The sequence below is a fragment of the Anaerobacillus alkalidiazotrophicus genome, from assembly GCF_001866055.1.
In genome coordinates this window covers 138,883-153,271 of sequence record NZ_MLQS01000031.1, presented here as the reverse complement: position 1 = coordinate 153,271, position 14,389 = coordinate 138,883, and the positions used below count along the sequence as shown (strand labels likewise).

Annotated in this window: 17 protein-coding genes; all 17 read right to left on the bottom strand. The window is 35.1% G+C overall.

Annotation, left to right across the window (positions count from 1 at the left end):
- Positions 1–112: 112 nt before the first annotated feature.
- Positions 113–2,182 (bottom strand): type I DNA topoisomerase, encoded by a 2,070-nt coding sequence (topA, locus tag BKP45_RS19870; protein WP_071390901.1) that lies wholly within the window; start codon positions 2,180–2,182, stop codon positions 113–115.
- 190 nt (positions 2,183–2,372) lie between these two features.
- Entirely contained in the window at positions 2,373–3,239 is an 867-nt protein-coding gene (gene dprA / locus BKP45_RS19865) for a DNA-processing protein DprA (protein ID WP_084788079.1), read from the bottom strand.
- Positions 3,240–3,297: 58 nt separating this feature from the next.
- Complete coding sequence (gene sucD, locus BKP45_RS19860; protein WP_071390899.1) at positions 3,298–4,203, bottom strand: succinate--CoA ligase subunit alpha; 906 nt, start codon at positions 4,201–4,203, stop codon at positions 3,298–3,300.
- 18 nt (positions 4,204–4,221) lie between these two features.
- On the bottom strand, positions 4,222–5,382 hold the full coding sequence (gene sucC / locus BKP45_RS19855) for an ADP-forming succinate--CoA ligase subunit beta (RefSeq protein ID WP_071390898.1): 1,161 nt from the start codon (positions 5,380–5,382) through the stop codon (positions 4,222–4,224).
- Positions 5,383–5,775: 393 nt separating this feature from the next.
- Positions 5,776–6,018 carry a DUF3905 domain-containing protein gene (locus BKP45_RS19850; protein ID WP_084034675.1) on the bottom strand — a complete coding sequence of 81 codons (243 nt, stop codon included), beginning with the start codon at positions 6,016–6,018 and terminating at the stop codon, positions 5,776–5,778.
- The gene (locus tag BKP45_RS22275) at positions 5,969–6,148 is read right to left on the bottom strand and encodes a hypothetical protein (RefSeq protein ID WP_169824145.1); all 180 of its coding nucleotides are present in this window, start codon (positions 6,146–6,148) and stop codon (positions 5,969–5,971) included. The genes BKP45_RS19850 and BKP45_RS22275 overlap by 50 nt, the downstream gene beginning before the upstream one ends.
- A 461-nt stretch (positions 6,149–6,609) precedes the next feature.
- The gene (locus BKP45_RS19840) at positions 6,610–6,894 is read right to left on the bottom strand and encodes an EscU/YscU/HrcU family type III secretion system export apparatus switch protein (RefSeq protein ID WP_071390896.1); all 285 of its coding nucleotides are present in this window, start codon (positions 6,892–6,894) and stop codon (positions 6,610–6,612) included.
- Positions 6,891–8,207: a hypothetical protein gene (locus BKP45_RS19835; RefSeq protein ID WP_071390895.1), complete on the bottom strand. Its 1,317-nt coding sequence runs from the start codon at positions 8,205–8,207 to the stop codon at positions 6,891–6,893. Before BKP45_RS19835 ends, BKP45_RS19840 begins: the two co-directional genes overlap by 4 nt.
- A gap of 187 nt (positions 8,208–8,394) precedes the next feature.
- On the bottom strand, positions 8,395–9,177 hold the full coding sequence (locus tag BKP45_RS19830; RefSeq protein WP_071390894.1) for a ribonuclease HII: 783 nt from the start codon (positions 9,175–9,177) through the stop codon (positions 8,395–8,397).
- 402 nt (positions 9,178–9,579) lie between these two features.
- A complete protein-coding gene (gene ylqF / locus BKP45_RS19825) occupies positions 9,580–10,443 on the bottom strand; it encodes a ribosome biogenesis GTPase YlqF (protein WP_071390893.1) in 864 nt (287 codons plus the stop codon).
- A gap of 12 nt (positions 10,444–10,455) precedes the next feature.
- Positions 10,456–11,007: a signal peptidase I gene (gene lepB, locus BKP45_RS19820; protein WP_071390892.1), complete on the bottom strand. Its 552-nt coding sequence runs from the start codon at positions 11,005–11,007 to the stop codon at positions 10,456–10,458.
- Between the two features lie 75 nt (positions 11,008–11,082).
- Positions 11,083–11,427: a 50S ribosomal protein L19 gene (gene rplS / locus BKP45_RS19815; RefSeq protein ID WP_071309786.1), complete on the bottom strand. Its 345-nt coding sequence runs from the start codon at positions 11,425–11,427 to the stop codon at positions 11,083–11,085.
- A gap of 134 nt (positions 11,428–11,561) precedes the next feature.
- Complete coding sequence (gene trmD, locus BKP45_RS19810) at positions 11,562–12,299, bottom strand: tRNA (guanosine(37)-N1)-methyltransferase TrmD (RefSeq protein WP_071390891.1); 738 nt, start codon at positions 12,297–12,299, stop codon at positions 11,562–11,564.
- Between the two features lies 1 nt (position 12,300).
- Entirely contained in the window at positions 12,301–12,819 is a 519-nt protein-coding gene (rimM, locus tag BKP45_RS19805) for a ribosome maturation factor RimM (protein ID WP_071390890.1), read from the bottom strand.
- The gene (locus tag BKP45_RS19800) at positions 12,816–13,232 is read right to left on the bottom strand and encodes a YlqD family protein (protein WP_071309789.1); all 417 of its coding nucleotides are present in this window, start codon (positions 13,230–13,232) and stop codon (positions 12,816–12,818) included. Before BKP45_RS19800 ends, rimM begins: the two co-directional genes overlap by 4 nt.
- A 484-nt stretch (positions 13,233–13,716) precedes the next feature.
- The gene (locus tag BKP45_RS19795) at positions 13,717–13,944 is read right to left on the bottom strand and encodes a KH domain-containing protein (protein WP_071309790.1); all 228 of its coding nucleotides are present in this window, start codon (positions 13,942–13,944) and stop codon (positions 13,717–13,719) included.
- Between the two features lie 98 nt (positions 13,945–14,042).
- Entirely contained in the window at positions 14,043–14,315 is a 273-nt protein-coding gene (rpsP, locus tag BKP45_RS19790; RefSeq protein ID WP_071309791.1) for a 30S ribosomal protein S16, read from the bottom strand.
- Between the last annotated feature and the right edge of the window lie 74 nt (positions 14,316–14,389).

Genomic DNA, 14,389 nt, shown 5'->3' with positions numbered 1-14,389 from the left:
CACCTCTAAGCGTAGCCTAGGTGGGAACTTCCAATGTTCTAGCGAAGCTAGAACGAGTTCTCTCATTTAAACGAAATATGTACAATTAAATAACTGACGAAGAAGAACCAAATTAATTGGCTTCTTCCTCGTAATCACACTTTGTACAATGAACCTGTACCCCTTTTTTCGATTTTTTTTCAACTAGCATGGAACTACATTTCGGACAAGGTCTTGAAATTGGTTTATCCCATGATAGAAAATCGCACTCGGGGTATTGGTCGCAACCAAAAAACGTTCTACGTTTCTTGCTCTTTCGCTCAACTATATTGCCATCCTTACAAGTAGGGCATTTAACCCCTATCTCTTTTACGATAGCTTTCGTATTTCGACAGTCTGGAAAATTCGAACAAGCCATAAACTTACCATACCTACCCATTTTATAAACCATTTCATGACCACATAACTCACAATCCTCACCGGCAGGTTCATCCTTAATTTCAACTTCCTTCATTTCCTCTTCAGCAATTTTAAGGTTCTTTTCAAAACTGCTATAAAAGTGATCAATGATATTTACCCAATCGGTCTGACCTTCCTCAATAGCATCTAAATCACTTTCCATTTTTGCTGTAAACTCAACATTTAATATCTCTGGAAAAAATTGTTCTATTAATTCCAGAACAATTTCACCTAGTTCGGTAGGTACAAATCGTTTATCTTCAAGAGCCACATAACCTCTTCGTTGAATTGTATCTAACGTCGGGGCAAATGTAGATGGTCTACCAATCCCTAACTCTTCCAATGTTTTTACTAGCCTAGCCTCTGTATAACGTGGTGGCGGCTGCGTAAAGTGCTGATTCGGTTCAATCAATTCTTTTGAAACGACCATTTCTTCTTCGAGATGGGGTAATAGACGATCTTCTTCTTTTTTCCCATCATCATTACCTTCAATATACACCTTCATAAAACCAGGAAATTTAATCTTTGACCCTGTAGCACGAAATAGAACGCCTTCATTGACTATATCTACACTCATTGTGTCTAGAACCGCTGGTGCCATTTGACTGGCCACTAAGCGTTCCCAAATTAATTTGTATAGCCGTAATTGGTCTCTACTTAAATAACCCTTGAGTGTTTTGGGGTCTTTAAAAACAGATGTAGGCCTGATCGCTTCATGTGCATCTTGGGATTTTTTATCCTTTTTTACTGGTCTTTTGTCTTTCAAAAGGTATTCTTTTCCGTAGCTAGCTTCAATGTACTCAGCAGTCTCTTTTTCAGCTGTTTCTGAAACTCTAGTAGAATCTGTTCTCATGTATGTAATTAAACCAATTGTACCCTCTTTGCCTATATCAATACCTTCATAAAGTTGTTGAGCGATCATCATTGTTTTTTTCGCTCTAAAGTTTAATTTTCTTGCAGCTTCTTGCTGAAGTGAAGATGTAGTGAATGGCAATACTGGATTACGCTTACGTTCTCTCTTTTTTACATTTTCTACGCTAAATGATCCTATTAACTTATTTAGAATCTCATTTACATCAGCCTCTGAATTTAATTCTACTTTTTTATTGTCTACCCCATAAAACTTTGCTTCAAAAATTTCTTCTCCAGTTTTAAATTTAGCAGTTATTGACCAATACTCTTCAGGAACGAAAGATTGAACCTCTTTTTCACGGTCGATAATCATTTTAACTGCAACGGATTGAACTCTTCCAGCACTTAATCCTTTTTTTACTTTTTTCCATAACAATGGGCTGATATTGTAACCAACTAGACGATCTAGAACACGTCTAGCTTGTTGCGCATCAACTAAATCCATGTTTATTGGTCTAGGTGTTTTAAAAGCATCTTTAATTGCTTGCTGTGTTATTTCGTTGAATACTACTCGACAGTCTGATTTTTCATCAATTTTTAAACTGTGTGCTAAGTGCCAAGCAATTGCTTCTCCTTCTCGGTCAGGGTCAGCCGCTAAGTAAACTTTCTTTACTTTTTTTGCAGCTGCTTTCAAATCTTTTAAAATTGGCCCTTTTCCGCGGATCGTAATATATTTAGGACGATAATTCTCTTCGATATCAACTCCCATTTGACTTTTTGGTAAGTCAATCACATGCCCCATAGAAGCTTTTACCGTATATTTTTTCCCTAAATACTTCCCAATTGTTTTTGCTTTAGCGGGAGATTCAACGATTACTAAGTAATCTGCCATCTATTGTTTCCTCCCCCTCCTGAGGTAATTTAAATCTTCCCTATTATCAACCACTATTTTGCTTTTTGTCAAATATAATTATGACAAAACTTCCATCTTTTTTTAAAATAAGGAAGTTTTATTACATAATAATGCGTTTTACTTTATACAAATTAATTTCTCTAAAACATTTTTACTTTATTATACGCGTTTACCATTCATTTAAAACATCATTACTACATTTTGTCAACTTAGCACCTTGTTGAATTAACCAATGTGCCCCTTCTGAACGCTCGTCTAAAATAGATCCTGGAACAGCAAATACTTCCCTTCCTTGTTGAAGTGCTAAATCAGCAGTTATTAGAGATCCACTTCTTTCTCGGGCTTCAATAATCAATGTTCCTTTTGATAACCCACTAATAATACGATTTCTCATAGGAAAGTTCCATTTTTGAGGTGGGTGGCTAGGTGGAAATTCTGAAATTAAAAGATGTTCTTTAGAAATAATTGAGGCTAATTTTTGATGACAACGAGGATAAATATAGTTAAAACCTGAACCTAGTACAGCAATTGTCTTTCCTTTACCATGAAGTGTTAATGCATGTGCTCTAGCATCAATACCAACAGCTAAACCACTGACAATAACCCAATTTTCTTTTATTAATGGCAGTACAATTTTATCTAGACTTAACAAGCCGTTTTTGGATGGATCCCTCGTACCTACTACACTTATTTTATTCTCTGCATGAAAAAGGGATAAATCACCTTTACAGTATAACACCCAAGGCGGATCAAAAATTTGTTTTAATAAGTCTGGGTAAGTTTGGTCAAAAATGGTGACAACACGGACATCTGTTTGATGAAATTCTTCTATTCTTTTTACTAGTTCTCTTGAATGCAAATCTTTATATAGACTCTCTACTTGGTAATTTCTCAATGAAAATATTTGTTTTAGCTGCTCTTTATTAAGCTGATAGATCTTTTCTAATGAAGAGTCATATTGTAAAAATTTATTTAGCGTCTGCCATGTCACACCCTTACATGAATGAAGATGAATTAGACGTTTTCTCACACTCATACACATCACAACCTTTTCATAATAAAAATACGGCTCCATAAAAGAGGAGCCGTTTATCTTACATATGAGCCATACATTTTTCTAACAAGTTGTTTTTTTCTAATGCTGTAATCAATGTTTGCCCCATAACGGCTGGAGTTTCAGCTACTAATACACCGCAACTTTTAAGTTTTTTAATCTTTTCAACTGCAGTACCTTCCCCCCCTGAAATAATGGCACCAGCATGGCCCATTCTTTTTCCGGGTGGTGCCGTTTGACCACCAATAAAGCCTACAACAGGCTTAGTCATATTCTCTTTAATCCATTCGGCAGCTTCTTCTTCTGCTGTACCACCAATTTCGCCAATCAAAATTACAGCATACGTTTCTTCATCTTCATTAAATAATTTTAACACATCAATAAAATTTGTGCCATTTACTGGGTCACCACCAATTCCTACAGCTGTAGACTGCCCAATCCCCTTTGTGGACAACTGATGTACTGCCTCATAGGTTAGTGTTCCAGAACGTGACACAACACCAACATGACCTTTTTTATGAATGTAACCAGGCATAATCCCAATTTTACACTCTTCTGGGGTAATAACTCCAGGGCAGTTTGGCCCTATCAAACGAGTATTTCTTCCTTCCATAAAACGTTTTACCTTTATCATATCTAACACCGGGATTCCTTCCGTTATACAAATAACTAAATCTAGATGGCTATCTACTGCTTCCATTATAGCATCTGCCGCAAATGCTGGTGGAACATAAATAACAGAGGCATTCGCATTGGTTATTTTAACAGCATCAGATACCGTATCAAATACTGGAATTCCTTCAATTTCTTCCCCCCCCTTACCAGGGGTAACGCCAGCTACAATATTAGTTCCGTACTCAATTGCCTGCTTTGTATGAAATAAACCAGTAGCACCAGTTATACCTTGAACAATGACTTTTGTATCTTTATTAATTAGAATACTCATGTGCTTCTCCAACTCCTTCTACTTAACTAGAGATACAATTTTTTTTGCTCCATCAGCCATCGAATTCGCTGATGTGATGTTTAAACCTGATTCAATCAAAATTTTCTTTCCAGCTTCTACGTTTGTTCCTTCTAAGCGAACAACTAATGGTAAATTTAAATCAACTTGTTTGGTTGCTTCTACTATCCCTTCGGCAATTACATCGCATTTCATAATTCCACCAAAAATGTTAACAAAAATACCTTTTACATTTTCATCTGACAAAATTAATTTAAATGCTTCCGTTACTTTTTTTGATGTTGCTCCACCACCAACATCAAGAAAGTTTGCAGGTTCTCCTTGATAATGTTTAATAATATCCATTGTAGCCATTGCAAGGCCGGCACCATTTACCATGCAACCAATATTACCGTCTAATGAAATGTAGCTTAAATCGCTCTTCGATGCTTCAATTTCCTTTTCATCTTCCTCATCTAAATCACGATACGCTAATATATCTTTATTTCGATAAAGTGCATTTGAATCAAAGTTAAATTTTGCATCTAAAGCCATTACAATCCCATCTTTAGTAGTAACTAGTGGATTAATTTCAGCGATTGAACAATCTTTTTCTGTAAAAACCTTATAAAGTCCTAACATACATTTTACAGTTTGACCGATCAGTTCATTTGGTATATTTATGTTAAATGCTAACCTTCTTGCTTGGAACGCTTGTAAGCCAACAACTGGATCAATAATCTCCTTATAAATTTTCTCAGGCGAACGCTTTGCCACTACTTCTATTTCCGTACCACCTTCTTCAGAAGCCATCATAACAACTTTAGATGTAAATCTATCAATAACCAATCCAATATAATATTCATTTTTAATGTCGCATCCTTCTTCGATAAGTAGTCGTTTAACTACTTTACCTTCCGAACCCGTTTGGTGAGTAATTAACGTTTTACCTAGTATTTCACTAGCATATCTATGAACTTCGTCAATACTTTTTGCTACTTTCACTCCACCTGCTTTGCCTCTTCCCCCCGCGTGGATTTGTGCTTTAATAACCGTTACCGTCGACCTAAGCTCAGTTGCGGCTTTAACTGCCTCATCCACTGTAAAAGCCACTTTTCCATTGGGTACCCTAACACCGTAACTACGTAGAAGTTCTTTTCCTTGATATTCGTGGATATTCATCTCCAACCTCCTATCAAATCCGATTAAAATAATATGGTAATTATACTCAATTCTACCACTAAAATTAAAGAGTAAAACGAAGTCTATAGTTCTCTCCAGAAATCTTCACTTAATCTTATTCTAGTACGATGAATAAAAACCCTCTTTTCGATAAAAAAGTTGCGAAATTTTTAAAAAGTAAGTATTGATTCCGAGGAGAATGTGTGTTTAGGAGAGGATCCCTTTAAGCTCAATGCCCCTTATCCAGAATGAACGTTCTTATTATAAAGAGAACGTTTAGGCTACATTCACCCCCTGGACTACGCCTCCACGCGCTTGAAGAGGGAGACTTCTTTCGGAGAAAAGTTTAAATTAAAAAGTAGGATTTCTCCTACTTTTTAAGATGAAAAGTTTCTATTCTTTTTTAAAATTTCCATAACTAACATTTATTGTCGGGTGCATAAACATATGATAAGGATGTTCTTTTTTTACACTTATTTCTTCACATTGGTGTTCTTCAAAAAAATCTAATTGTTCAAGAGGAGCGTTTTCTTCCTGAGCCCAATGATCTCCAGACATAATAGCAGGATCTACATTCACACTCCAGTTATCTAGGGGCGTTTTTGGATTGGGGTCGAACTTTCTTCTTTTCTTCATTTTTCTTCACTTCCTTTTCATTATTTTTCCTTTTCCCTATACTTGCACTGATTTCCCGATCCATTATTGGACGATGAATACCAAATTCCTCAGCGATTTCCTCATCAGAAAAATTCTGTAGATTTGTCAAAAGCACAAAAAACACCTCTTTCATAACAATGTTTTCGGTGATAGCTTTCCCAAATACATTAATTATTAAGATAAGGTGTTGATATTTGAACTATCTAAACATTATAAAGCTGAACTTCAATCAGTGGGGGTTTTCCTTCATCCCCCACTGATTGTTAGTTCAACTTATACCACGGGCATAAGGATAACTAATCATCAGCTTCACTGATGAAAGTTATTCTATATCGGACCTTTAGGGGCAGTTTATCCCCCACCTAAACTTCTCGATTTTCTTACGTTTTGAGGTGGGGGTCTACTGAATCTTAAGTGGGATAAATTGGCTCGTCCTTCTTTCCACTACTTTACGGAAAACTAATAAATAATATAGAGTAATTCCATAATTACCAAAATCAATCCGAACAAAGCTATACCTAGGTGAGAACGCAATAAATCCAATAACTTGTTAGTGATAGATAGTCAATGTTATTTCAATGTATCTTTTACACTTTTATCAATCTGATAAACAAAAGCAAATATCTCTGCAACTACTTCGTATAATTCCTTAGGAATTGTTTGATTTATTTCTAATTGACTTAATAATTCAACAAGACTTGTATCTTCTTGAACGGGGACGTTATGCTTTTTCGCTTCATTTAATAACTCTTCTGCTACATAGCCTTTTCCTTTCGCAAGAACACTTGGAGCAATATCATTATCAACATTATACTTTAAAGCAACAGCTAACCTTCTATCAGCTTTTTCGTTCATATCCGTATATCAACTCCCTGGTACGCTTTCGATGTTTGAACATATGTGTTTTCTTGATGTAATACATTTTTTTTATCCTTCGTCTTTGATTGAATAGATTGTGTCCATTTTATAGAAGAAAGTTGATAATCTAAATTTAATAATCCTTCTTTCAATAAAGGCTGTAAATAGGAAATTAACTTTATTGGTTTTACGTTTTCATTTATTATATGAAGTGAAACAATTCGATTTTGAATTTGGACATCGATAACCGTTTCTTTCAAATGCTCTAAATTAATATAAAATAAAATTCTACAATGATCAGGGTCTAACTCACCATTCCTCTGCTTTTTTCCCTGCCATTGAATAGATAAATCTGTAGGTATTCCGCTTAATACCAACGGAATCGCAACTGCATAATTTGTAATTGGACCTTCATGATTTACTGATAACAATTGTTGCGCTGTGATTCGATGTAAAATTGAATTAATTTTTTCCTGTAGTTTACTAGGTAGATATATCTGTTGTGATTTAATAAGTAATGATTTTACTTGCAAAAGAACCTCTTCTCTATTTTCCCCATTTTGAATTATAGATTGAAGGACATCACGTTCGTATTGTAATCCAATACGAGTAATAAGCATTGCTATTTTTGTAGGAAAATGATTCACTTCATTCTGATCACCTTTAATGGTTGCTTCTTTTAAGATTATTTGAATAGTATGGTGAAGTTGTTGTAAGACAGGATGATTTTCTTTAATCACTTGTAGCATTTCAGATAATTCATGTAACTGAATAGATAATCCCTTCCCTTCAATAACACTTTTTACTGCAAGGAAAGTTTCTGATGTAATTGGCAAATCTCTTTCTATTAATACCTTTAGAATTGCTAGTCCTTCTTCCGTAGGTATTTTGACATTTTGTAAAATCTCAACTCCATGCTTCATTTGTGCTACCGAAAAAGCAATCTCTTCTTTTGCTAAGTAATTTATAACCGTTTCGGTTAATCTATTACTTAACACACCAATTCTACTAAATAAATTTTCACTAGCTCTACTATCACTTTTTCCATTTTCTCTAACACTTTCTATCACTTTTAATTTTGGTATTCCATCTCCAGGCTCAACTTGGAACCAGTACCGCTTACCTACTATTAGTGCCGCTTCTAACTTTGCCGTTAGGGTTACTCCATTCATTATCAAAGTTGCAAGTTGTCCAGGGTATATTTTAATAATTTTACCGTTAAAAATTTGTCCAGGATTTAAAGAAATAGATTTTTGATCGATTGGGTCTAAACCTTTTATAAATGAATCGACCATAATAGACTGAAACACTCTTTTCACCACCTGAAGAAAACTTATATTAATGAGTAAATATCATCATTGCCAAAACGGTCTGCATAAAATAAATCTATATAAAGTTACGAACGATGTAACGTGACTAGATTTAATAACTTCGTTGCGAGAATAACGAATAATTTTATCTTTAATACTTTAATACCAGAAGAAACTATTGATCAACTTAAAATAAAGTATTTGATAGACAACGCTCACGAACTGGGGCAAAGGATTTACGATGCTCGTGACAAACACCATGTTGATCTATTGCTTCTAAATGTTCTTTCGTCCCATATCCCATATGCTTTTCAAATCCGTACTGTGGAAACTTTTCCGCTAATTGCTCCATATAACGATCTCTTGTAACTTTTGCAATAATTGAACTTGCTGCAATGGAGATACTTTTACTATCACCTTTAATAATAGAAGTTTGTTTAATAGATACAGGAAGTTTCATAGCGTCAATCAATAAGTGTTCTGGAGCAATTTTCAATTCTGATACCGCTTTTTGCATAGCTAATTTAGTAGCTTCATAAATATTCAACTGGTCGATTTTATCAGCACTAACAATTCCGATTCCAACAGCAAGTGCTTCTTTTTTAATCACTTGAAAATAATCCTCACGATTTTTTTTGCTGATTTTTTTCGAATCCGTAAGTCCAAGTAAAATAAAATTCTCCGGCAAAATAACAGCCGCAGCAACAACTGGTCCTGCTAACGGTCCTCTTCCAACTTCATCAATACCTGCTATGGAGGTATTACCACTGTTTCTTAGCTCGATTTCATATTTAGACATCTCATTAAATTGACATAGTAATTGCTGATTTTTTTCTTTAGTAGCTATCCATTTTGAATATGCCTTTTGAACACCTTTCCTTTCATCGTTAATAATAGCTTTTAATGTATCTTTATCAATATTCATATTAGAACGAAGGAAATCTTCTAATTCTTTAATTGTTTTTCTCATAGTTCACACTCTTTCATTCTAAAAGTTTACTATTTTTATTATCGTCAAAAAAAGTAAAATCTTAAGTTTTTCCATTAATAGAAGGCTCAAGACTCGTGATCACTACCGCCTATTCTTATGCCACTATGTTTGCCGTTTGCTCGTTAAAAATCAGCTTCGCATATAAGCATTATAACTGAGAGACTTTGACAGAGCCCCATTTAGTTTCCGCGTCTTCTAAAAGCCTCCATGAAGCCAGTTTTTATGACAAGTAACATGGCGAGCAAAGCACCACGAAGATATTTATTTAGTATTTGGAGTTAATAACTTATGCCAAGTGATAGAGCCCATAAGCATTGGAGAACTAGGACATTGCTTTTCAAACAGGAATTCAATAGTTTCAAATCGTAGAGAAAAAGCACGCTACAACTGCGTGCTTTTCTCTGGTCTTTCCAATGAAATTTTTCCAATTTTACAAGAACGAAACTCACGAAGGATTAATTCTGCTGCTTTATCATAATCAATGTACCCACCACTTATTAGTAATCCTCTATTTTTACCTATCTCGTCAAAAATTTCAACAATGTCTTCGCTTATTTTTGAGAGCTTAAAGCGTTCGGATAATTGTTTCGGATATTCTTCCTTTAGATATTTCAACAAAAATACTGCAACATCTTGAAAATCAAGGATCTCATCTTTTATAGCACCGGTTGCAGCTAGGCGATAACCGACCAATTTGTCTTCAAATTTAGGCCATAAAATTCCTGGTGTGTCTAGTAATTCTAGCTCGCCCCCAACTTTTATCCATTGTTGTTGTTTAGTAATTCCAGGTCTATCGCCTGTTTTTGCAATTTTCTTTTTAGCTAACCTATTTATTAAGGTAGATTTTCCTACGTTTGGAATCCCTAATATTAATGCTCTTATAGCTCTAGGTTTCATTCCTTTAGCTCTTAATTTTTCTAACAGATCGACTGCTAGTTCTTTGGCAAGAGAAGGTATCTTTTCTGTTCCTTTTCCCGTTTGAGAATCAATAGCTTGCACTTTGAAGCCACGGGCTTGAAAGTATTCGCTCCACTCTTTCGTAATTTTAGGATCGGCTAAATCGGCCTTATTCAAAAGAATAAGTCTTGGTTTGTGACTGACAAGCTCATCAATCATTGGATTTCTTGAAGCTAAAGGTACTCTTGCATCAACTAATTCCATTACAATATCAATTTGCTTTAATTTCTCTGTAACTTCTCGACGGGCTTTTGCCATATGGCCTGGAAACCATTGTATCGTCGTCATAAAGTCCACCACCTACTTTGCTATTCTAATTTCAGAAAATGGCCAAAAGACAACGTTCGCACTTCCCACAATACGTTCATATGGAATAAAACCGATATTTCGACTATCTTTACTATGTTGTCTATTATCACCCAAAACAAATATATGCCCATCGGGTACAACCTCATGGCCAGTATAGTCTCTTAATGTAAAGTCGCCAGTAAACGGTAAATTATATGTATTTCCCTTATATTCGTTTAAATAGGGCTCATCCACTGGTTCACCATTAATATATAAGACATCATTTTCATAAGAGATTGAATCACCTGGTAAACCAATTACACGTTTAATATAATCTTTTTCTTCAGTAGCATGAAAAACAACAATATCAAAACGTTTCGGTTTACCTATTGTATAACCAATTTTATTTACAATTAAACGATCGTTATTTTGTAGTGTAGGCATCATAGATTGCCCGTCCACAACGATGGGAGCAAACAAAAAATAACGAATCACAAAAGCAAGTAATAATGCTATGAGAACTGCCTTCAGCCATTCCCAAGTTTCACTTTTTGCATTAGACATTTATGTATCCCCCATTACCATAAATTATTGTGAAAAAAAGGAGCTTGAAAACCAAGCTCCTTTTTTACTAATTGATTATCGAATTTCTTTAATACGAGCCGCTTTTCCACGAAGAGCACGTAAGTAGTACAATTTCGCACGGCGAACTTTACCACGACGCATCACTTCGATCTTATCGATCTTCGGCGAATGTAATGGGAATGTACGTTCAACACCTACACCGTAAGAAATCTTACGTGCAGTGAAAGTTTCACTTATACCCGAGCCACGGCGTTTAATAATAACACCTTCAAATACCTGAATACGCTCACGAGTTCCCTCAACAACTTTTACGTGTACACGTACAGTGTCTCCAGGACGGAAAGCTGGAATATCAGATTTTAATTGCTCTTTAGTAATTTCTCTAATAATGTTGTTCATCGTATCGTTCCCTCCTTCCCTAACAGATGCTCTTACTAAAAATATCCTTGCAGCGGAACATCTTGAATACTGGCACAAGCCACAAGGAATATAATAACATAACGAAACAATAGATACAAGGTTTGAAACTAATTTTATTTATCTTTTTTCATAGACTGTAACCAATCTCTTTCTTTCTCTGAGAGGTTACGTTCATTAAGAAGGTCAGGCCTTCTCTCATACGTTCTTTTTAAAGCTTGTTCGTGTCGCCACTGTTCAATATTTTCATGGTGACCACTTAATAAGACATCAGGAACCTTTAAGCCACGAAAATCAACAGGCCTAGTATAATGAGGGTATTCTAATAAACCACTGCTAAACGAATCGGTTATGGCTGATGTTTCATTACCCAGAACACCTGTTAATAAACGTGTAACACTATCTATGATGACCATTGCTCCTAACTCTCCACCAGTTAGTACGTAATCACCGATAGAGATTTCATCCGTGACTAAATGTTCTCTAATTCTTTCATCGTAACCTTCATAATGCCCACATATGAAAATAAGTTGATCACATTGCGCTAATTCCTCTGCCTTTTTTTGTGAATACCTTTCACCTTGCGGGCACAACAAAATAATCCTTCTTTTTTCACATCGAGATTGTTTTGTGACCTCTTCAATAGCATCAAAAACAGGTTGAGGCGTAAGAACCATACCACCACCACCACCATAAGGATAATCATCTACTCGCTGATGCTTGTCTTTAGAAAAGGTACGAAAATCGACCACATTGTAATTAACGATTTTCTTTTCCTCTGCACGTTTTAAAATTGAATGTCCGAGCACTCCTGTAAACATTTCGGGAAATAATGTTAAAATATCGTATCTCATACTAATCAAGTCCGTCCATTAAATGAATGATAACTTTTTTCTCATTTATATCTACACTTTTAACAACTTGTTCAATATATGGAATTAATAAGTCCTTCCCACCATTTTTTCTTTGAATAACCCATACATCATTAGCACCAGGAGACAAAATTTCTTTTATTTTGCCTAAAGCTTCTCCTTCTTCCGTCTCTACATCACACCCAATAATTTCATGGTAGTAATACTCTTCTTCTTCAAGTTGAGAAAGTTGATCTTCTCCTACTTGTAAAATACCACCCTTAAAAGCTTCTACCTCGTTAATATTGGAATAATTTTCAAAGGTCAATAAATCGAAATTTTTATGTTGGCGGTGACTAGCTACTGTTAGGCGTAGTTTTTCATTTAAGTTAGGATGTTCAAGATATAATGAAGACCCTATTGCGAATCTCTCCTCTGAGAAGTCTGTAGTAGAAATGACTCTAACCTCTCCTCTTACTCCATGTGTATTGACAACTTTTCCTACATTAAACCATTTAGTCATTCGTTTTTATGTCCTCCTTCACGGATCTCAAATACGATCCCATCTTTAACGATGATCTCCGTACCACTTGTAAATGAATTCCAATCATCGCCTACGTTTAATTCATATAATGTATCAATAGTTTGTTCTTTTATTTCCGTTCCGATAACAAGCTCATTTAACTGTTGAATCTGAAAATCAATAATTTTAACTTTATCATTTCGGTCCTTAATTTCTTTATTAAATGAAGATTTAAGTGCATTTTGATATTCAAAATTGTTTTTACTTGCTTTAAGTTTTTTATGTAATTGAAATTCTAACTGTTTAATCTCTTTAACAACTTGTTTTTTTTGTTTGAAATAGTCTTCCATCATCAAGTGTTTCCTATTTTCTGTTAAAACTTGCTTAACAACCACTTTTTTTATAACTTTCATAACCACACCCCGATCAATATAGTTATTACTTAATTTTACCACATGAAGTAGTAGAACAGATAATAGAAATAAGAGTACTACCTTCCGATAGAGCTTAAATCTGTGTGATTTTCTAACAAGAAAAGCGCAAGCGCCTTGGTCACGAGCAGCTGCTCCTGTGCCACTCCGTTTGCTCAAGAGCAAAGCCGCTCTTTGGCTTCTTACGTGCTTCTGCGTCTTCAAGTACTGCTTCGTAGTAGCTTCCTCGAAGCAGTGTTTTGTGCGACGAGTAATCGCAGGAGCAAAGCTGCATGAAGCTAATCAACGAAGGATTTCAAGAGGTAATTGAAGTCAGTTGCTTGACTGAAGTGACCGAGCTCGTAGGCTGCTTGCACTAGACAGTTTCCAAGTTAAAAATTTAAAATTCTTATAAAAAAGCTTTCTTAACATTCAAGAATTTATTATTTAACAGTATAAAAAAAGGCAGAGGTTTTCCCCCTTGCCTTTACTGTATTTCTAAATTAATACGTTTTTTATGATTTGCACCAGCTGCATACACAACCGAGCGTATCGCTTTCGCAATTCGTCCTTGCTTTCCAATAACTTTCCCCATATCTGTTGGATGTACGGAAAGTTGTAAAGTCAAGGACTGCTCATGTTCAACTTCAGTAACGCGAACGTCTTCGGGATGATCAACAAGAGCTTTGGCAATTGTTTCAACTAACTCTTTCATTATTATCATTCCCCTTATAAATTAGTATTGAAAACTAGGCCCGAACTATAGAAATAGTTAAGCCTAAGTTTTCATTACAATCTAATTTAAAGTAGTAATTACTTTACGTTTTTAGCGTTGTGTAACTTTTCCATTAAACCAGCTTTAGAGAAAAGGTTACGAACTGTGTCAGAAGGCTTAGCGCCATCAAGCATCCATTTTAAAGCTTTATCTTCGTTAACTTTAAATTCAACTGGATTAACTAGTGGATTATATGTGCCAATTTCCTCGATAAAACGACCATCACGTGGTGCACGAGAATTAGCAACTACTACACGGTAAAATGGTGCTTTATTTGAACCCATACGTTTAAGACGAATTTTTACTGCCATTTGTGTTTCACCTCCAAATTTAATTCACACAATAAGGTATATTATCATAAAATTCACTAGTTGAAAACTAGTAA